The sequence below is a fragment of the Actinomyces johnsonii genome, assembly GCF_006546835.1.
In the GTDB taxonomy this organism is placed as follows: domain Bacteria; phylum Actinomycetota; class Actinomycetes; order Actinomycetales; family Actinomycetaceae; genus Actinomyces; species Actinomyces johnsonii.
Map to the genome: position 1 here is coordinate 336373 of NZ_VICB01000003.1, position 20209 is coordinate 356581.

Genomic DNA, 20209 nt, shown 5'->3' on the forward strand with positions numbered 1-20209 from the left:
TCAGCGCCTCGGCTCAGGCCCTGCGGCGGTAGGCCAGAAGCACACCTCCTGCGATCGCAGCCAGTGCCAGAGCGAGCGGGATCCCCACATACGCCCCGGTCCGGGCCAGAGACGATCCGGAGTCCTCCTGTGCCGGGTCGCTCGGCGTCGGCTCACCGGACGCAGAAGTCTCAGGGCTCGCCGACGGCGAGGGCGTGTTTGACACCTCGGTGTAGGCGTTGACGAAGGAGGTGCTCGCCACCTGGTCCTTCTCCGAGACCGTCACCGTCTGGGCCTGCGGAGCCGCCAGGGTGTAGCCGTCGATTGCAGCCGACTGGCTGTTCTCGGTCACGGTGCACTGCGTCCCCGTGGGCACCCGTGGCCCGGTGACCGCTTCGCCGTCGGCCTTGGCCTTGAGCGTGCCCTCGGTCCCGTCGGTGCAGGTGTAGGAGAAGGCGAACTGTTTGTCGCCGGCCTGCGCACCCGTCACCGTCTTGAGCACTGAGAAGGAACCGGTCTGGCGCGTGTAGGTGTTGGTGAAGGACAGGGCGGCGTCCTTCTCCGTGATCGTCGCGCTCTGCGCTTCAGGAGTCTTCACGTCGTAGCCGTTGACTTGGGCCGACGACGTCTTCTCCGACACCGAGCACGTCGCCCCAACGGGCAGCGCCGGGCCGGAGGCGGTAGCGCCGTCGCCGCGAGCCGTCAGCTCGCCGCTCACCTCGCCCTCGACGTCGGAGGAGCAGCTGTACTCGAAGGTGAAGGCCGCGTTCTTGTGAGTCTCGGCGCTATCGCCCTCCACCTTCTTCGACACGGTGAAAGTGCCGCGGTCCAGGGTGTAGGTGTTGACGGCCGAGACGCTGACGGCGGCGGCGTCCCCGCCGAGCACATCGAAGGTCGCCTTGCCGTCCCGCACGGGCTCGCCGCCCACGGCCAGGGTGGTCGACAGGCTCGTGCCCTTGGCGGAGGCGTCCTTCTCCGTGAGTGTGCACGAACCGGTCGGCACGTCGCCCACATGCGCTGTCTCACCGGCCTTGACCATCACCTGCCTGGGGGAGCCGGCCTTGCCGGTGACCTTGTCGGTGCAGGTGTACTCGAAGGTGAACTCCGCCGGCGCTAGCTGCGCGCCGTCGCCCTCCACCGTCTTGGACACCGAGAAGCCCCCGGTCTGCCGCGTGTAGGTGTTCGTCACCGACACCTCCGCAACCTGGTCCTTCACGATCGTCGCCGTCGTTGCGGAGTAGGCGGTGGAGACCGCGTAGCCCTCACGCTGGGCCGAGGCAGCGTCCTCGCTCAGGGTGCACACCGTCCCCGTGGGAAGGGTTGGGCCACCCACGGCGGTGCCGTCCATCGGGACATCGAGCGTGCCCTGAGTGGCCTCGGGGTCGTTGCAGGTGTAGCCGACCTTGACGGCCTCGCCCGCCTGCGGGGCGTAGTCGCCCTTGGCACTCTTGGTGACCGAGAAGGTGCCTGTGTCACGGGTGTAGGTGTTGGCGGCGGTGACGGCCACGGTCTGGTCCTTGGTGATGGTCACCGTGTCCTGCGACAGGCTCGAGGTCACCGAGTACCCGCTCTTGGCGGCCGCGGCGGTGTCCTCCGCCAGCGCGCAGGAGACTCCGGTCGGGATTTGCGGGGAGCTCACGGCCGTCCCGTCTCCGGGGACTGTCAGGGTTCCCTGCACGCCGCCGTCGCAGGTGTAGGTGAAGGAGTATGAGCCGTTGGCTGCCCCCTGCGGGCCTCCTTGGACCGACTTGGCGATGGAGAAGGCGCCCGTGTCGCGGGTGTAGGAGTTCGTGAAGGCCGCCGTCGCGATCGGTTCGGCGGGGTCCTTGACCGTGACGGTCTGCTCCGCGGGAGCGGTGAGCGTGTAGCCGTCGAGACGGGCGGACTCGGCGTCCTCCTTCACCGTGCACGTGGTGCCCTGCGGGAAGGTCGCGCCTGCCTGGGCGGCCGCCCCGTCGCCCTTGGCGCTCACCTGTCCGGACTGGCCGTCGGAGCAGGTGTAGGTGAAGGCGAAGTCCTTGTCGCGAGCGCCCGCAGCGGCCTCAGGGCCGACGACGGTCTTCGTGACCTGGAAGGTGCCGGGCGCCTTGGCGACGTCGGCCGTGTTGTTGAGGGTCACCTTGGTCGACACCCGGTCGCCGATGGTCAGAGTGTTGGTCTCTGTCCTGCCGACCGCGAAGACCGGCTTGCCCCAGGCATACCCCGAAGGAGCGGGAGATGCCTGGCCGGTGTCCTCGGACAGGGTGACGACGGTACCTTTGGGGAAAGTGCCCTGGAATGTGCTGGTCTTGCCGATACTGATGTTGAGGACGGCCGTACCGGAGAGACCATCGGCGTTGAGCGTACCGGGGGCCTGCCAGCCGGTGTAGCCGCTGGCAGGGCCGGGCAGGACGTAGTCGACCTTGACCGGCAGGGTCGTGTTCGCGACGTCGACGGCGTCCAGGGCCGCGCCGTCCAGGGTCTTGGAGACCTCGAAACCGCCGAAACCGGGGGCCATGTCCACGGTCACCTTGAAGGAATCGGTGTAGCTGCGCGTGAACTCGCCGCGGGCGTCGGAGTGGTCGAGCGAGGCGGCATTGGTGTACCGCACGCCGGCGATGGCCTTGCCGTTCTGGGAGGTGAACGTCACCGGGTAGGAGATCCGGTAGTTGGACTCAGGGGCGAAGGGGCCCGTCACCTTGATCGTGGCGACCTGCCCCTGGATGTCCACGTCCAGGTCGAAGTCTCCGTACTTCGCGCTCAGGTCCTTGCCCGCCGCGTTAGTCAGCGACACCCCGGAGATGCTGGGCTCGGCGGCGCTGTTGCGCAGTCCGAGGTACCACCTGCTCTTGTCGTTGTTGAAGATCATGCCCGAGCCGAGCGTGTCCGTGATGGTGATGGTCCCCCGAGTCTGACCGTCCGAAGTGATGGGGGTGCCTCCCTTGGCCAGCTGCTCCTTGATGTAATCCGAGCCGAAGTTGACCTCCCACGTCATGGCTGAGGAGGCCGACGTGATGACCGAGGAGACCTTGCTGAACTTGAGGGCCGTGTATCCCCGCGCAGCGGGACCCTTGATACCGCCGCTACCGGGCAGACGGACGCTCACTTTCTGGTTGCCGTTGACAGTCATATCCACTGACGCGGCCGTGGTGGGCTGTGTAATGAGGAGCAGTGCCTGACCCGAGCCCTTGAATTCCTTGAATCCCGCCGCTTTGAGCTCTTCAACTTTTTCGTTGAAGGTGCACTCCATGGTTCTCTCCGTCAGCCTGCATGCGCCCACCTCGGTGGAAATGCCGTTGAAGGGAATGTTGAGGGGGACGGTTTTTGGGTTCTCCAGGTTCTTGAAATGGGCGCCGAGGTCGATGGAGAAGGAGTCTCCCGGGGTCACGGTGGTCTTAGTGGCGTCCCACGTGTAGGACAGTTTGGCCACGTCCTGCGTCGTGAGGGCCTCTCCTGGGGCGTCGTTGCCGTCTCGATCCGACTTGATCAGAGCGAGATCGGATAGTGCGACGTCGGTGTTGACGGCGGCCTGGGCCTGCAAGGGAACGATCGTGCTCAGCAGCAGTGTCAGGAGGGCGAGCCAGGTGGCCGGCGACTGCCCCCGTGGCGCGACGCGCCTGAGATCGGCAGGAACCTGCATGTATACATCCTCTTCACTAGGGATCGGCGGTCTGGGGATGACCGTGAGTAACTGGTGAAGAGTATCGCGAAGAGGAAATCGGGAACAACTTCTGTGGTGTATTTGTCAGCAATCTCAAGGGTGTTATCAGAACGTCATCAATGTTGCTGAAAAGAAATCATCAAGAGTGCAATGAGGTGTTCTTGCAGGCGTTTGTAGAATGGCTCGGGTGTTCGCGTTGTTCGTTTTCAAGGTGCACGTTCTTTGGTTGAGAATCTCTCGAAGGCGAGCGAGTCCTTGTGTCGAGGCGTTCGCCAGCGATGTCGGCCACCTCGCCGGAAAGCGCGCCTGACCGCTGGTCCGCCAGCTCATCGCCCTGCACTCCCAGCGAGACGCTGTCGCCACCCAGGTCGAGACCCTGGCGGGCAGTCCACCCTCATGCGCCAGGTCCCTGACCACGCGCGCCCGCTATCGGGGTCCCGGCCGCCGCCGTCCTTGCTGGCCAGCCCCCTGGGCAAGACCTCCAGTTACCAGAGCCCAGCCGGCGTTCTACGCCGCACTGGCACCAGTAACCAGAAGATCGGGCTCATCGATCCGCGGTGAGGTGCGTCTCCCGCGGCGGCAACAAGAGGCTCAAGCGCGCCATGTTCCCCTCTGCCTTCACCTCCCTGCGCTCCGACCCCGTCAACCAGGCCTACTACCAGCACAAACGTAACCCAAGGCAAAGCGCCTTGGGCCAAGCCGTCCTCACCCTGGCCCACCGCCGCATCCCGCCCCTGCACGCCTCGACCCGCAACAGCACCTCTACGACCCACAGTCGACCACAAAACTACCCACAGCCGTTCGACACACCACCCAGGAGCACCCCCGCATCACCACCTCGGGCAAAACCCGGAACGATGCACAGTGTGATCGGCTAGACTGGTTGGCATGTTGGTTCTTGGCACTGCCTCACTGCGTCTGCGCTCCCGCTGACGGCGGCGAGCGTACTCCACGTTGTTGCTCCCGCCCCGGTAATCACGGCTGGGCGGCTCTTTTGGCGTACCCGGCTCCGCAACAACCACGGAGCAAACAGTGTCTACCTATCGACATGGCCGTCACGAGTACGGCCAGAACTTCCTGACTGACCAATCCATCATCGCCGCGATCACACGGCTGGCGGTTGCCACAGAGGGGCCGATCATAGAGATCGGCCCCGGCGACGGAGCACTCACCACCCCACTGGCTCGTCTTGGACGACCAGTCACCGCGATTGAAATCGACGCGCGACTTGCCCGACGCTTGTCCGAACGACTTCCGTCGCACGTGGACGTCGTTTCCGACGACTTCCTGATCTATCGGCTTCCGACGTATCCCTATGTGCTCGTCGGCAACTTACCGTTCCACCAGACCACAGCCATGCTTCGACGCATGCTGCATGCCCCCGCATGGACAAATGCAATCTTGCTCGTACAATGGGAGGTCGCACGGCGAAGAGCTGGCGTTGGCGGAGCAACGATGATGACGGCGCAATGGGCGCCCTGGTTCGAGTTCACACTGCATGCCCGCGTTCCATCCCGCGCGTTCACCCCACGTCCGGGAGTCGACGGTGGAATCCTCTCCATCTACCGCCGTAAGCACCCGCTGCTGCCCTCGGAGCAGCGACGTCAGTTCCACGCACTGGTTTACCGCGTCTATACGGGTCCTGGGTGTGGGCTTGCTCAGATCCTTGCACGTAACACCGCACTGGGCTCAGCGCGGGCTGCACAGGCATGGCTGAGTCTCCACGGCGTGACTGCTGCCAGGCTGCCGAAGGACTTGCCTGTCGAGGCATGGGTGGACTTATTCAAGACAACCGGCGCATCGCCACCGGAACGCCTCACCAAGATGCGCTCGGGAAGGTTCCGTCGATGAAGCATGAATGCCGACGAGCAAACGGACTCTCACCGAGTTTCGCGCTCGAACCTGATCGCATTGCAGGGTCGCTGTAAGACACCATCGGACTAAACTCTGTTGGCATCGTCTAACGGCTCGTCGGCTCCGGGGGCCGCCGCGTCCACCTGTGCTTGATTCGTGCCAGGTGACCCCGCTGGACATGAGAGGGTCACGTACGTCGCTGGCGTTGTTTATGCCACCGAGTGTAGCGGCACGATGTTCTCGAGCTGCTCGCGCAGCGCCCGGCGCTCAAGCCTGAGTTCGTAGTGGCTCTGCAGGGTCATCCAGAGTTCTGCAGATGTGCCGAAGTACTTTGCCAGTCTTACTGCGGTGTCCGCAGTGATGCCGCGTTTGCCGTGCACGATCTCGTTGATGCGGCGCGGGGGTACGCCGATGGCCGTAGCGAGCTTGTTCTGGGTGATCCCGAACCCTTCGATGAAGTCCTCCATGAGAATCTCACCCGGGTGGATTGGATCGATCCGGTTCGCATCAGTGGTAGTCGACGAGCTCGACATCATCCGCACCTCCTTCATGCCAGGTGAAGCAGAGTCTCCACTGGGCGTTGACCCGAATGCTGTACTGGCCGCGTCGATCGCCAGTCAGTCGCTCGAGCCGGTTGCCCGGTGGGATGCGCAGGTCTTCGACATCGGCTGCTGCGTATAGAAGCTCCAGTTTGCGTAGCACAGCGCGCTAGAGCGACTTGTCGAGGGAGCGAACGTACTCCTCGTGCCACACTCGCTGGGTCCCCTTGTCCGCGAAGGACCTGATCACGACAACAGAGCATAACGGAGGTCGCTAATAACGCTAGGCGTTAACTGGAGGAGAGCAGGGCGGCGATGTTGTGCCGGGCGCGTGAATGCGCTGGCGAGCGTTGATGCCATCGAGATCGTCGTCAGTGACGACTGAGAGGCTTGATCCATGGGGTTCACTGTTGGTCCTCCTGTGTCATGCGAGTGGTTCAGTGTCCAAATCGGTGACAAAGGAGCCCCGGTATCGCTGACGCAGGCGAATAGACGTTGGAATCATGCGGTTTCTTCTCGCCCGTTCTGCTCTGTTCCAGGCCTTTGTCACCGATTTGGACACTATCGGACGTCTCGTTGGTGAGAACGGAGGGCCGCTGGGGTCCTTCAGCAGCGCCGGGTCCACCTGTGCTCGATCCGTGCCATGCCAGCTCGCCGGATGTGAGCAGAGAGGTCACTCACGCGAATCTCTCTACCCTGCGGCCTGCGGCTGAAGGACAACAGCCTCCGGCCCGGGGCCGGCCTGCAGCCGCCAGCCGGCATCCGGCATCGGTGGCGAGCCCGGTCCACGGTTGGGCCGTGCCGCTGAGGAGGACAGCACTGAGGGGTGGGACGCGCCGGCATCCCACCCCTCAGTCAGTGCTCAGAGCCGGATCGAGCCGGCTCATCGCGTGTTCAGTTCTTCGTGCGACGCACCCGCAGAATCAGGTAGCCGCCCATGATCCCGGCGGTCGCAAGGCCCAGGACCAGCAGCGCGTTGGCGCCCGTCTGGGACAGGCCATGCCCCGGCTTCGTTGTAGCCCCCGTTGCCGAGGCGCCCGGAGCATTGGCCCCGTTGGTCGGCTGCGCCATGGCGCCGTCAGTCGGCCGGTCGATCTCGTCGGGCTGCGTACTGGGCGCAGACGTCGTCCCCGGAGTCTGGCTCGGCGCCGGGCTCGCGCTCGACGATGGCTGACTGGACGGCGTTGGCAGGGAGGTCGCCCGCGAGCTCGCCGTCGATGGAGCTTGCTGCGTCCGGCTCGGCGCGGGAGCAGAGCTCGGGTGTCCACTCGGCTGTCCCGACGGCGTGGCGCTGGGCTGCTGGGAGGGCGCGGTTGAAGGCTCCGCCGTCGGCCCCTGCGAGGGTTCGGCAGACGGCTCCGGCCCTGCAGAGGGCTCGGTGGTAGGAGCAGTCGGCGCGCTGCTCGGTTCCGGTGCGGGCTCGGTGGTCGGCCCCGCGGTGGGCGCACTGCTCGGCGTAGACGTCGGCTCAGCACTCGGGGCTGTGGTCGGCTCGGCAGACAGTGAGGGGCTCGGCGACGGGCTCGGGGCCTGCGTGCACTGGTCGCCGACCCAAGCCATGGTGAAGTTGCGGTACCAGATGCCGCCGTAGTTCGCGCCTTCGCTGGCGTCCTCGCTGAGCAGCCCGATGCTGCCGTCGGACTGCACTGCGATCGTCGTGTAGCCGACGAAGGGCTCGTGGAAGACTTTGCCGGTCACCCAGGAGGCGCCGTCGTCGCAGGACATCGAGATGGTGCCGCGGTCGCGCGACCACGGCGTCGGGTTCGGCGAGTGGCTCAGCAGCAGCACCTTGGCGCGCGAGTCGCCGGGAGCGGCGTTCGGGAAGGCCCGAATGATCTGGGCGTTGTCCACCGAGTCGGGCAGGTTCTTGTCGCTGGCCGGTTCGCTCCAGGTCTGCCCGCCGTCGGTGGAGGTGGCCACCTTGCGGAAGCCCGTGCCGTCAGAGGCGCGCGAGTTGAGCATGAGGGAGCCGTCGGAGAGCTCGACGACCTTGTTCTCATCCATCCCGGTGCCGGTCGGCTTACCGGCCTGCCAGGTCTGTCCGTGGTCGTCGGAGTAGACGGAGACCGCCTGTACCGCTTCTGCGGAGGTCTTGATCGTGTACTGCTGCACCAGGCGTCCGGCGTGGGCGCCCTGGCGGATCTGGATCCCCTGGCCCGAGGCCGCGAAGCGCGAGACCCAGGGGTTGTCCTTCGTGATGTCCGCGGTGATGGTGCGGTGCGTCCAGGTCCAGCCGTTGTCGGTGGAGGAGGAGACCTCGGCCTGGATGACGTTGCGGTCCTCCGGGTCGGTGCCGGCCCTCGAGCCGCTCCAGCCCTGATCGAAGGACTTGACGTGGAAGTTGAAGATCGTACCCGTCTGGTTGTCGACGACGTAGCTCGGGTCGGAGTAGCCGACCTTCTGGCCCGTTTCCGTGCCCTGGTGGATGTATGTGGGCGCCGACCAGGTCTTGCCGCCGTCGGTGGAGCGGCGCTGGACGATGTGGTTCGGGTTGGGGGCGTCCCCGCCCTTGTTGCCGTTGTCCTTGGGTCGCTCGTCGTAGGAGACCAGCAGGTCCCCGTTGGGAGCGGTGGTGATCGCCGGGATGCGGTAGTTGTCGCTCGCCGTGTTGGCGGCCAGGTGCTGGGCCTGGCTCATCGAGGCGGGAAGCTCGGTGCTGGCGTCGGGCGCCGGGGCCGGCTCCGCCTGCGGGTGCTGGCCGACGACGCTGATCGGATCACCGGCGGCGGTGAGTGTCTGGAGGGCGGCGCCGTCGGTGCCGGTTGCAGTCAGCGTGATCGACGGCGTCCACCGGCCGGCGTCGACGTCGGCCTGCGTGATCGTGTGGGTGAGCGGCTTGCAGTTGTAGACAGCGCCCTTGCCCGGCTTGAGATTGTCCCAGTGGCACTGGCGGTCCAGGTCGTCGAAGGAGGAGTCGGTGGCGGCGACGTTGATCGTCTTATCGGCGACCGAGCGCACGCGCACCGTGTAGCTGACGGTGTCTCCCAGCTTGTAGGTCTCCTGGCTCGCCGACGGCGTGAAGGACTCGACCCGCAGTGAGGCAGGCTTGATCGGGCTCGTGTCGCCGCTGATCGTCTCCGGGGTGTTGAGGGCCTGGCCGGCGTACTCAACTGCCTTGACCTCATAGGCGATCTGCGGGGTGAAGCCGCCGGCCTTGAGGTCCTCGGCGGTCACCGTGTGTGTGGCCAGGCCAGCGCAGTCGGTCTTGGTCACCCCGGCGGGGACGTTGCGCCAGCGGCACTTGGTGACGTTGCCGGACAGGTTCGTCGAGGCCGGGGCGAAGGAGTGGGCCTCACTGCTGGTGTTGGTAAGGGTGATGTTGAAGGTCATGACGTCGCCGATGGCGTAGAGGCTGTCCTCGGGAGCGTTCACCTGAGTGATGGTGACGTCCATCAGGCCGTCGGCTGTGGGAGTGGCGTGCGCCGGGGGCGCGGCGGCGATCATGCCGGTGACGGCGAGGGCCATCGAGCTCAGGAGAGCCGAGAGGCGCCTCAGGGCGGAGGGGTGGGGTTTTCTCATATGGGTTCCGTTCGGGGTGACGAGGCGGCCTTGCCTCTCTGGGTGGGGAACGCCGACGAAGGATGTCTGACGTCTTACGATAAGGTAACGGATTGTTGCGAATCTGCAAAGTTGTGCGAGTCGTCAGGCTCTCGGGGCTGGCCTGTGGTCCGCTCGACAGAGGCTGGCGGGCCGGCGGTGCCTGTGGTGGCGTCGACCGGGATGGCCTTGGGGCCCGGTGACCGCGCAGCGCCGGTGGGCCGAGTCGGAGCGCTCAGTGGTGTTGATTCGGCCGCGTGACCCCTGCTGGAACTTGCCGGATCGCCTCACGTGAATCCATCTGCGCTCAATCGATTGTGTCGAGCGCAGGATGTCGGGAATGTTCGGTGATCGCAAGCTGTGGACGAAGAACGTTATCCCCAGGGCGGGGTGGTCGGGGTGTTTACCTTGCAGGTCATCCTGCACGATAGTGTCATGGGAATTCGATACTATGCATATGCTGTTGAGAAGGAAAAGTGTGCATGTTCGGAATGGGGTGGGAGCCGTGGGTCAGGGTGCTGAGACCTGAAGAGATGAAGGTGATCAGTTTGGACTTGAAGTCGTTGTGCCTGGAAGAGGGTGTGCCGATACCGGAACACGGTGATGGAGTCAGTGGTGGAGAACGTATGTCCTATGTTGCCAGCTATCTTCGGGCGGCCTGTCGATTTGCTGATGTGCTCGTCGGGAGCGGGCGCGGCATGGTCTACATGATCGGCTGAGCGATGCCGCAAGGATCGTGCTGGTGACCTGAAGAGCGTTCTACCTGCCTAGTTCCGCCGCGTTGACGTCCGTACTTGCGGCTCGGACTTGGCTGGTGTTCTCTATCGGTAACGATGACGAGCCTTCTCGAGGAGCTCGATCAGATCGGCGTTTGAGACGGCGAATCCTGAAGGGAGGGCGACTGATTTGCTTTTCCCTGCCCAGGAAACCTTAAGTACGAGGAACTGGTTTCTGCCGATCGGGTCGGTGGCCAGGAATTCGCGTCGACGCTCCCTCCCGGTATCGGTCAGATAATAGTGAATGGCGGCTATTGTTCCTGCGCGGGAGCGTATTGCCCGGAAGCCTTCAACGTCGCGCCATTCTACCTGTTCGATGATGTTGCCGTTCGCGTTCTCTAGCCTCAGTCCCTGGAATGTGAGCACCAACCGAATCCTCTGAGTCAACTGCCTGTAGGTTGCCACGGATGCGAGTAAAAACAGGGCGGAGAGTGCGAGTCCCATCGTCAGTAGTACCAGGGGTGCCGCCGAGTTGCCGGGTGCTGCTGGTGCGGTAAGGATGATGGCAGCGCTGATCGCCGTGAAGACGCTGAAGACGATGAGCTTGAGGATGAGCCGAGTTCGAGATGAGGGAATGACCAGGGTGCCGTCGCGCTCCAGCACTCCGAGGTGCTGTGCGACGCGCTCCTCTCTTTGTGGCATCGGCCGCTCCTCCTCTCCTCTGTGTGCTCTGACGTCGAGTTCGATGCTGTCATGTGAGACGCAGTGACGCCCGACGGCCGCTATATTGCGATGCAGATCACGTTTTCTGTCGCCCCCATGTCCGCGTTCTGTGGACGAAGGTCGCACCCACCCCACTCATGCACTTGATTGTCAATATCGACATGAGTGACGCTGCCTCTTAGGGTGTGGACCATGATCGACGCTGGGGTTCAGGAGACTCTTTTCTTCCCGCTCCTGGGGCGGGCCCGTGCTGCGCGGAGTTGGCCGAGCTGCTTCCGGGACTCCTGGTCCGAGCGCCTGGTCTCCATGGTCTCCGCCGTTCACCCTGGTATCGAGAACATGGATATGGGTGAGATGCCCGCCGCCATCTACGCCTTGCGCCACCTTGCGGCTGTCACGGAGATCCGGCGCTACCTGGAGACTCGCCCCGGAGCCGCCGTCGTCGATCTCGGATGCGGACTGGATCGACTCGTCGACGAGGTCGACAACGGTCGGGCGCTGATCCACAACCTCGACTTCCCCGGCGTTCTCGAAGCCCGACGCGCCTGGGCCGAGCCCCATGAGCGAGAGCGGGAACTGCCCTTCTCCTTGACCGATCACCGCTGGATGGATGAGGTCGACGCCAGTGGCGGACTGATTGCCGTGGCCTCCGGGGTCTTCTACTTCCTGGAGAGCAGTTCAGTTCGAGACCTCGTCAGTGCGATGGCCCGCCGCTTTCCCGGTGGCCGTCTGATCTACGACGCCGAGTCCCCGGAGATGGTCGCGATGAGCGAGCAGGCCGTACGGGATCGAGGAATCGATGCGGCCCCCATGCCCTTCCGGGTCGCCGACCCCTGCGCTGCACACACCTGGAGCTCTCACGTATCCCAGATCAGGGTGAACTTCGACCTGTCCTCCTACGCCGCTGATCCCTTAGTCCTTCCTGCGCAGGTACTCGATGGCTTCGCCAAGATGAGGGAGAGCCGGGCTCTCTACGAGGTCATCGCCGATTTTGCCGTCGTAGGGGAGTCTCGCTGACACGTTGATCGCGGTCGACTCGCCTTCCGTGATGAGGCCTGAGAGACTTGGGGACATGCGAATCGCCATCGGCGCTCCGGGCAACGGAGCCCTCCTGAAGGACGCCATCGAAGAGCTGTTGGTCGAGGATGAGCGCGTGAACGACGTCGTCGACCTGTCCGCGCCGGACATCACTTACCCGGAGGTCTCCTTCCAGGTCGCCAGAGCGGTCGCCGAGGGGAGGGCCGACCGTGGTGTTCTCATCTGCGGTACCGGCATCGGAACCGCCATTGCCGCCAACAAGGTCCCGGGAGTGCGTGCGGCGACCGCGCATGACCTGATCACCGTACGCGGCTCGGTGGAGAACTACGACGCCCAGATCCTGTGCATGGGGCAGAACGTCATTGCGGCACCCGCTGCCCGGGCGCTCATCGATATCTGGCTCGACCTGCGCCACGATCCCACTAGCAGCTACGGCCCCAAGGTTGGCGAGATCGAGGCTTACGAGGTGCACCTCCACTCCTGAAAGTGGTTCTGCGTGAGACACCTGACGTCGCACAGGTCGTGCGGGAACTGCGCGCGCCGCCCCAGGGTCCTGGTGTCGAAGCGTGCGCCGGCCAGGCGGTGCTCCACAGCCGTTCGCCCCTCGGTGAGGAACTGGCCCACTGCGGTCAGTCCCAGGGTATCTGGGACAATTGCTCGGTGCGTATCACCGGCATTGACCACATTGTTCTGACGGTCCACTCCATCGAGGCAAGCGTCGACTTCTATTCGCGGGTTCTGGGCATGGAGATCATCACCTTCGGGCATGGGCGAACGGCACTGCGCTTCGGGGACCAGAAGATCAACCTCCATGCGGCGGACGATCCGATTGCTCCGCATGCCACGCAGCCCATCCCTGGGAGCGCGGACCTGTGTCTGGTTGCTGACGGTACGATCGACGAGATTCGTGAGCATCTTGCCGCCAAGGCGGTCCCCGTGGAGCTCGGCCCCGTCAAGCGGACAGGCGCCCGTGGCGCTATCCGCAGCCTCTACGTGCGCGACCCCGATCGGAACCTCGTCGAGATCGCTCTCTACGAGAGTGCCTGAGATCCGCTCGGGTACCGAAGGAGGCGTTCCGTGTCCAAATCGGATACAAAGGAGCCTGAGGTCCGATGTGGTTGCTGACTGAACCGCGGAATCATGCGGTTTCTTTCTGTGTGTCCGAGCTGGGGGTGAGCCTTTGTATCCGATTTGGACACCGCCCAGTACATCCTGGACGGTCGCGCTGTGCATGGCGTCGCAGCGTCCTGCCGCCTATTGGATCAATATGTCCATTGTTAGATGACATCCGATGTGTGACACCTTGGGTCGTAAGGTGTCATGGACGACTTGCTTGTGCAACGTTGGCGTCCGGTTCGCAGTCTTCGGTGGGGCTGGTGGGCGGCGTGAGATGGCGTCTTCGTGAGGAACCTCGCGCGAACTTGCATTGAGTGCAAGACTACACTGAGTGCAATATGAGTGCGTGACCGGAACCGACCTGCGCGCCACCCATGCACAACGCACCCGCGTCGCCATCCGTGCTGCCGCGCTCACCCTGACCAGGGAGCGCGGCTATGCCGCCATGACGGTCGACGATGTCGCAGCCCTCGCGGGCGTCTCTCGACGCACCGTCTTCAACCACTTCTCCTCCAAGGCCGATCTCCTCGTCGTCGGTCTGGAGGCCCCTGAGTCCGAGGCCGTCGAGGCCTTCGTCAACGGTTCCGGAAGCCTCCTGGAGGACCTGGGAACCCTGCTCGCCTCCGGCGCCGAGGCCGTCGAGTCCGAGCGTGGATGGCTCCTGTCCTTCCCAGAGATCGTGCGAGACAACCCGGAGATCGAGCGAACCATCCACGAGCGCCTACGTGCCATTGCCGTCTCCCTGACCGAGGCCGCCGGCCGTCGCCTGGGCACGGAACCCGACGACCCGCGCGCTCGCGCCGTCGTCGCCCTGGCCATGGCGATCCAGCGCAGCGCCATGGACCTGTGGTGCGGGCGCGCTCATCCCTGGGAGCAGCGCCGAGAGGAGGCACCGGTACGAGCCGAGGTGCCCGAAGCCTCGGACCAGCGTCCCGAGGTCCGCTTGGCAGACGCCGTCCGCGCCATGGTCGAGGCGATCTCCGACGTCGTCGCTCCCCCTCGCTCTGCAGAAGCGGCCTTCGGCGCCTCCGGCGGTCTGACGCCGTCGCACTCGCCGGGCTAGTCGCGCACTCGGCTCTCTCAGTCCTCCTTACTGTTCGTTTTACCCGCCTGCCTCAACCGTAAAGGTCGTATCCGTGACTCAAAGCACCTCGACGCCGGTGCCCGCCGGTACCACCCTCCACGAGCCGGGGGCCGACTTCCACCCTGACCGCCGTTTCTGGGCGGTCTACGCCTCGCTCCTGGTCGTCATGTTCCTGTCCGCCATGGACCAGACCATCGTCGGTACCGCCCTGCCCACCATCGTGGGTGACCTCGGCGGTGCCGCCCACATGGCCTGGATCCTGACCGCCTACACCCTGGCCGTCACCGTAGCCATGCCGGTTTACGGCAAGCTCGGCGACCTCGTGGGCCGAAAGAACCTCTTCCTGGTGGCCATCGCCCTGTTCCTGGTCGGCTCGGCCCTGTGCGGGACCGCCAACACGATGACCCAGCTCATCATCTACCGCTTCATCCAGGGCCTCGGCGGCGGCGGTCTCATGATCTCCTCCCAGGCGATCACCGGCGACCTCATCCCGCCGCGCGTACGCGGCACCTACATGGCCCCCATGGGAGCCATGTTCGGCATCGCCTCCATCTTGGGGCCCATCATCGGCGGTTGGCTGACCGATTCCGTCTCCTGGCGCTGGACTTTCTGGATCAACCTGCCGCTGGGCGTCCTCGCCTTCATCGCCATCGCCGTGGTGCTGCGCCTGCCCAGCAGCCGCCTGACCAGCCCCGTCGACTGGTGGGGGCTCGCGTTCATGGACGCCGGCGCCGTCGCCATCGTCCTCATGGCCACCTGGGGCGGCAACCAGTACGCGTGGACCAGCCCCGTCATCATCGGCCTGGGCACTGCGGGCCTGATCTGCTGGGGACTGTTCGCCTACGTCGAGACCCGCGCCGCCGACCCCATCCTGCCCTGGTCGATCCTGACCAACCGCACCTTCATCGTGGCCACGGTGGTCGGCATGCTCGCCATGGGCGGGATGATCGGCGTCATGAGCTACCTGCCCACCTACCTCCAGATGGTCTACGGGTACTCGGCCACCGCCTCCGGCCTGCTCCTGGTCCCCATCACGATCGGGATGCTCGTCTCCTCGATCCTCTCCGGCATCCTCGTCTCACGCATCGACCGCTACAAGATCTACCCGGTCCTGGGGCCCCTGGTCGCCGCCGGCGCCTCCTTCTGGCTTTCGCGCCTGTCGACGACGTCGCCCGTCTGGGAGATCTCGGCCGCCACCTTCTTCATGGGAGCGGGCATTGGCATGTTCTTCCAGCTCCTGGTCACCGTGGTGCAGAACGCCATTGAGGCCAGGCACTTGGGTACGGTCACCAGCGGCAATAACTTCTTCCGCCAGGTCGGCGTCTCCCTGGGCGCCTCGCTCATCGGTGCGGCCTTCTCCTCCGGCCTCACCTCCAACCTCACCGATCGGATTGGGGAGCTGGCCCGCAGCGCCGACCCTGCCGTGCTGGCCTCTCTTGGCCAGTTCCGGGAGGCCGACACCTCCTCGCTCACTCCCGCCCTGGTGAACCAGCTGCCCGCCGCCCTGCATGACGCCGTCGCGAACTCCTACGCCGATGCCCTCCTGCCGATCTTCGGCTGGATGATCCCGCTATTCGTGGTGACCTCCGTCGTCGCGATCTTCCTGCCCGAAGTCCCCCTGTCCCAGAAGACCGGGATGGAGCAGATCGCCGAGGCCAGTGAGCCTGCCGGCGGCGAGTCGGCCGGTGAGAGCCTTTCGAAGGAGTAGAGCTCAGCGACTGAGGAACAACATATGGGTGGTGAGGAGACCGGCGACGGTCTTCCCACCACCCACATGCGCTCTTCCGCCTCGTTGCTCGCGCTAATCGGAAGTGCGGGCGCCGGCCGGCTCGGGGAATTTCAATGGGCGGAGATGCGGGAATGCGCCGGCGAGAATCAGCCCGATAACAGGAGGAACGGAAATCGCGTCCTGGAAGAACATGATGGCGAGCAGCATACATGCCATTCCCAGGGCGATTCCCCCGAGAACTCGGATGTTCGGAGGATAGGGAGTCCAGACCAGAATCGCCCAGATCAGCGCTGTGCCGCAGCAGAGCGCAAGGACGCTGTGAAGCGGGAGAACAGAAACATTGTCACCACCGGTCGCCTCCACCCAGTACAGCGCCGCGAATCCGACGGCTGAGGCGCAGGCCAGGGCGACTGGCGCCCAGACATGCACAGCCTTATGGGAGCAACGCCCCGAGGCCCACAGACCGATCGCCACGAGAACGGGAATGAAGGCGATGAATCCGATGGGAACCCCCAGGGCCAGGAGCGTCCTTCGTGAGGCGAAGGTGACGATCCCGGTGATTCTCACGATGACGCAGCAGGCGGCCAGGGCTCCAAGGACAGTGGCGCAGGCGCCGAGGAGACGAATGGACAGTACTCGTCTGTCAGACAGGATGTTCAGCGGGCGCTGCCGGGCCGGCTTTGAAAACATTTTAGGAGGCGAGGGCCTGACCGGTGCGGTGTAGGGAAGTGCCGGCCCAGCCGACGGAGCGACTGCCTGTTTCCACTGAGATGGGTAGGACGCATTGCAGTCGGCGATCAGCGGGCCCTGAGCGGGCCGCATAATCGGGTAAGGGGGGTGCTTGGGACGGTTGGAGGACTTCGTGATGGCGAAGAGCGCGAGTGGAGCGACGATCGCGCCCATCCACAGGAACGCATCCACCGCGAAGGTGAACGGAGCCAGGAGAGCCCCGACGAGGAGCCCGACGATGGCCCGTAGCCCTGGTTCCAGACGTCTGCTGATGGTCAGACCGCTGACGGTGATTGCCGCCGCCAGCGCCCATACGACCCAGGAGGCGCGTAGGAGCGTCATATCAAGATGGCCGAGTATCGGCTGGATCGGACCGAGCGACGACTCAAGGGAACCGGAGTTCGCGGTCTCGATGTTGATCACCAGGGCGATATCCGCCACCGCGTCGATGATGCCGTATCCCAGGGACACGATGCTCGCCGCGAAGGCGTGTTGCGGGGCCAGCCATCCGTGCTGGCGAGCGAAGCTGATGGCTGCGATCATGAGGAAAGTGAAGGCGAAGGAGATAGTGACTCCCCCTGTCCACCGGAAGATGAGATCATCGGGATCGAACCTCGGAGCGAGACTCGATATCACCATCGCGAAAGCGAAGAACCATGCCATGCAGAAGGCGAACAGTACTGTCGAGATAGCGCTGCATGCCAGCGTCATCCTCCTACCGAGCCTTATACCCGCACGGTAGGCGAAGGAGCGCTTCTCGGGGTGTGGGGGCGGGTGCGCGGCCCCGGTGGCGGATGCGCCGGGGGCATTGGGGCTGTCGCCGTTGCGCTGATGATCGGAAGGCATCTCGTTGACTCCGTTGGGAACATAGGAGGTCGATCAATGCCTCGAAAGGCTAGTGGAGATCGCTGGAGGCGTCCAGGGAAGTTCTGCCCAACAGGTAGATTTGCGAGAGGAGATCGCCGACGCCCGCATCCAGGTCGAGGCTCTGGTGGCCCAGTGCTTCCATAACGGTTGAGCCCGGCTCTCCATCAGGCCGTCATGGGTGAGAGGATGGCATGGTGATCGAGAGGTTCAGACGACCGCCACCGGCAGTGCTGCTGGCGATGGCGGGGCTGGCGCAGAGCGCCGTGACTCGTGGTCGGAGAATGACGCCGTCGTCGATGGCGGTGGCTGCTCCGGTACTCGGGGTCTCGTTCTGTTTGCTCGCTGGAAGTGCAAGCAGTTTTCTTCGGCACCACACGACGGTCGATCCGATAAGAGTCGAGCGCGCGCAGTGCCTCGTTGTGGACGGTCCCAACCGACTGACGCGCAATCCCATGTACGTAGGCCTGGCGGGAGCACTGCTTGCGCACGCGATTGCGCGCAGGAGCCCTTCTGCCGTGATCCCGCTGATCGGATTCGTCTGGCTGATCGACCGACACCAGATCCCGGCGGAGGAGAAGGCGCTGGAGGCGAGGTTCGGGCAGGCCTATCTCGACTACAAGAAGGCCGTTCCTCGCTGGCTGGGTACTCGAGGTGCGTCGATGGACGACCCCGGTCACGAGCTGAAGATGCGCGACGCCTGAGGTCGGGTGATGCGGCTCGCGCGGTCGGCCGGAATGATCCGTGAACTCATGTAGTTGAAGGTTGCATGAAAGCATTCGGGTTCCTCAGTTTCGGACACTACGGACACGGTCGGGGTCCTGGCGACCCCGACGCCGGCCAAGCGCTTAAGGACGCCGTCGAGATTGCGGTCGGCGCCGACGAGATCGGTGTCAACGGCGCCTACTGGCGCGTTCACCACTATGCCCGCCAGGCCGCCGCCCCCATCCCGCTGCTCTCCGCGGCCGGCGCACGTACCAAGCGCATCGAGGTTGGCACCGGTGTCATCGACATGCGCTACGAGAACCCTCTCCACCTGGCCGAGGAGGTCGCCGCCCTTGACCTGCTCACCGACCAGCGCATCGCCATCGGCATCTCCCGCGGCTCCCCGGAGCAGGCCCGGCGCGGCTGGGAGACCTTCGGCTACGTCGGTGGCGCCGACCCGCGCGGGGCCGACGTCGCCCGCGCCCACACCGCTCAGTTCCTCGACGCCGTCCGGGGCGTCCCGCAGGCCGACCTCGATACCAGCAACGGTATGGCTCCCGGTGCGTCCTCCCGCCTGCGCATCGAGCCGCATGCCCCCGGTGTGGATCGCCGCATCTGGTGGGGTGCCGGCTCGCGCGAGACCGCCGAGTGGACCGCCCGTCAGGGCCTGAACCTCATGAGCTCCACCCTCCTGACCGAGGCCACTGGCGAGGGCTTCTCCCACCTCCAGGCCGAGCAGATCCGCCGCTACCGGGAGACGTGGAAGGAGGCTGGTCATGACTGGACCCCGCGCGTGAGCGTCTCGCGCTCCATCTTCCCGATCGTCTCCGACGCCGACCGCAGGTTCTTCGCCCTGCGCGGCGAGGACTCCCACGACCAGATCGGCATCATCGACGGCCTGCAGTCGACCTTCGGACGCACCTACGCCGCCGAGCCCGATGTTCTCATCGAGCAGCTTGCCGGGGACGAGGCGCTCCGCGCCGCCGACACCGTCATGCTCACCATCCCCAGCCAGCTCGGCGTCGACTTCAATCTCCACATCCTCCAGGCCTTCGCCGAGCACGTCGCCCCGGCACTGGGCTGGCGGCCCAACACAGCCGGACCGGTGATGAGTGACGCCCCGGAGGAGTAGCTGCACTGATCGGGGACATCCGAAGACGGTGAAGAGGACGCCGATATTCGTCTGAGACGGGGGATACGACCAAAAAGTGAAAGGAAACGGGCCGGCGATAGAGCACCGCGAAGACGGGGGCGACGGGTCGGCTTGAACATGACGTGGCCTGTGGGGTCCGGGACTCGCCCGGGCCCCACAGGCCCGTGTCGTTGAGGGTGGCATCTCCCTGGATTCCCATAACTCCAGGGGGACTCGCCCTCCTTCGCCAGAACGACTCGCGTCGGGCTCCCTATCAACCCGAAGCGGCCTCGAAATCCGATCGGTCATCGGGCTCCCCAACCCTCGCGACCGGTTCCGTCCGGCGGCAGTTACTATGTAACCCGCTACTCCTGTAGGGGCACTCCAATATAGCTGAGAGTTGTCTGGGAAGTCTCTCCATGTTATTTATTCTGTTTTCATGGGGTTGTCGGGTTGGGTTCCGGTGTTATGCAGTCGACTCCGTCTTGGTGGGTAGCTTTAAAACGTATAGGCGTCCCCGTTAGTGTTCCTTCGGGTTCTGATTCCGCTGCTTTCTGTCGATCATTATTGATGGTCGAAAGTTCTCAGAGGGGCTGCGTGTTGGAGCGTCGGTGAAAAAATGTGACCCCCGCACAAGGGGACTGTTGTGGTCAGTGAAAAGACGCACATCTCACCCAATCGGCATGCCGTGCGATCGGTCATTTATAGCGAATTATCAGATCTCATTTCGGAAACGGGGTGTATTGTTCAGCCGTCCAACCGGAAATCAGCGGGCGGAAGGTGAGGAATACCCGTCTCGCCGCGCCGGACGCCGTCGCGCCCCG

The 20209-nt window shown here is 64.8% G+C and carries 16 protein-coding genes; 10 read left to right on the forward strand and 6 right to left on the reverse strand.

Annotation, left to right across the window (positions count from 1 at the left end; genetic code table 11):
* Positions 1-13: 13 nt before the first annotated feature.
* The gene (locus tag FK256_RS02075; RefSeq protein WP_141423503.1) at positions 14-3598 is read right to left on the reverse strand and encodes a DUF5979 domain-containing protein; all 3585 of its coding nucleotides are present in this window, start codon (positions 3596-3598) and stop codon (positions 14-16) included.
* Between the two features lie 417 nt (positions 3599-4015).
* On the opposite strand from FK256_RS02075, the gene FK256_RS14855 reads away from it, so the two are divergent.
* Positions 4016-4180 (forward strand): hypothetical protein, encoded by a 165-nt coding sequence (locus FK256_RS14855; RefSeq protein WP_170264142.1) that lies wholly within the window; start codon positions 4016-4018, stop codon positions 4178-4180.
* 471 nt (positions 4181-4651) lie between these two features.
* Complete coding sequence (erm, locus tag FK256_RS02080; protein WP_141423504.1) at positions 4652-5470, forward strand: 23S ribosomal RNA methyltransferase Erm; 819 nt, start codon at positions 4652-4654, stop codon at positions 5468-5470.
* Between the two features lie 212 nt (positions 5471-5682).
* Here erm and FK256_RS02085 read toward each other — a convergent pair whose 3' ends face one another.
* The 3 genes from FK256_RS02085 to FK256_RS02095 all read right to left on the reverse strand — a co-directional run bounded on the left by FK256_RS02085 (position 5683) and on the right by FK256_RS02095 (position 9531).
* On the reverse strand, positions 5683-6006 hold the full coding sequence (locus tag FK256_RS02085; protein ID WP_141423633.1) for a HigA family addiction module antitoxin: 324 nt from the start codon (positions 6004-6006) through the stop codon (positions 5683-5685).
* Entirely contained in the window at positions 5981-6175 is a 195-nt protein-coding gene (locus tag FK256_RS02090) for a type II toxin-antitoxin system RelE/ParE family toxin (RefSeq protein ID WP_231681111.1), read from the reverse strand. Before FK256_RS02090 ends, FK256_RS02085 begins: the two co-directional genes overlap by 26 nt.
* A 731-nt stretch (positions 6176-6906) precedes the next feature.
* Entirely contained in the window at positions 6907-9531 is a 2625-nt protein-coding gene (locus tag FK256_RS02095) for a sialidase family protein (RefSeq protein ID WP_141423505.1), read from the reverse strand.
* A gap of 500 nt (positions 9532-10031) precedes the next feature.
* Between FK256_RS02095 and FK256_RS02100 the strand changes: the two genes are divergently transcribed.
* Complete coding sequence (locus FK256_RS02100; RefSeq protein WP_141423506.1) at positions 10032-10268, forward strand: hypothetical protein; 237 nt, start codon at positions 10032-10034, stop codon at positions 10266-10268.
* Positions 10269-10370: 102 nt separating this feature from the next.
* Here the strand turns inward: FK256_RS02100 and FK256_RS02105 are convergent, their stop codons facing one another.
* Positions 10371-10967, reverse strand: coding sequence for an STM3941 family protein (locus tag FK256_RS02105; protein ID WP_009234207.1), 597 nt, complete (start codon positions 10965-10967; stop codon positions 10371-10373).
* Between the two features lie 213 nt (positions 10968-11180).
* Between FK256_RS02105 and FK256_RS02110 the strand changes: the two genes are divergently transcribed.
* The 5 genes from FK256_RS02110 to FK256_RS02130 all read left to right on the forward strand — a co-directional run bounded on the left by FK256_RS02110 (position 11181) and on the right by FK256_RS02130 (position 15934).
* Positions 11181-12005, forward strand: coding sequence for a class I SAM-dependent methyltransferase (locus FK256_RS02110; RefSeq protein ID WP_141423507.1), 825 nt, complete (start codon positions 11181-11183; stop codon positions 12003-12005).
* 55 nt (positions 12006-12060) lie between these two features.
* Positions 12061-12510, forward strand: coding sequence for an RpiB/LacA/LacB family sugar-phosphate isomerase (locus tag FK256_RS02115; RefSeq protein WP_141423508.1), 450 nt, complete (start codon positions 12061-12063; stop codon positions 12508-12510).
* A gap of 176 nt (positions 12511-12686) precedes the next feature.
* Positions 12687-13073 (forward strand): VOC family protein, encoded by a 387-nt coding sequence (locus FK256_RS02120; RefSeq protein ID WP_034472333.1) that lies wholly within the window; start codon positions 12687-12689, stop codon positions 13071-13073.
* A 415-nt stretch (positions 13074-13488) separates the two neighbouring features.
* Positions 13489-14205, forward strand: a complete 717-nt coding sequence (locus FK256_RS02125) for a TetR/AcrR family transcriptional regulator (RefSeq protein ID WP_141423509.1) — start codon at positions 13489-13491, stop codon at positions 14203-14205.
* Between the two features lie 73 nt (positions 14206-14278).
* Positions 14279-15934 carry an MDR family MFS transporter gene (locus tag FK256_RS02130; protein ID WP_141423510.1) on the forward strand — a complete coding sequence of 552 codons (1656 nt, stop codon included), beginning with the start codon at positions 14279-14281 and terminating at the stop codon, positions 15932-15934.
* Positions 15935-16027: 93 nt separating this feature from the next.
* Here FK256_RS02130 and FK256_RS02135 read toward each other — a convergent pair whose 3' ends face one another.
* Positions 16028-17530: a hypothetical protein gene (locus tag FK256_RS02135; protein WP_141423511.1), complete on the reverse strand. Its 1503-nt coding sequence runs from the start codon at positions 17528-17530 to the stop codon at positions 16028-16030.
* 212 nt (positions 17531-17742) lie between these two features.
* Between FK256_RS02135 and FK256_RS02140 the strand changes: the two genes are divergently transcribed.
* Together FK256_RS02140 and FK256_RS02145 are read left to right on the forward strand one after the other, a co-directional pair.
* Positions 17743-18252, forward strand: coding sequence for a methyltransferase family protein (locus FK256_RS02140; RefSeq protein ID WP_141423512.1), 510 nt, complete (start codon positions 17743-17745; stop codon positions 18250-18252).
* A gap of 65 nt (positions 18253-18317) precedes the next feature.
* Positions 18318-19385, forward strand: coding sequence for an LLM class flavin-dependent oxidoreductase (locus FK256_RS02145; RefSeq protein ID WP_141423513.1), 1068 nt, complete (start codon positions 18318-18320; stop codon positions 19383-19385).
* The last annotated feature ends 824 nt before the right edge of the window (positions 19386-20209 follow it).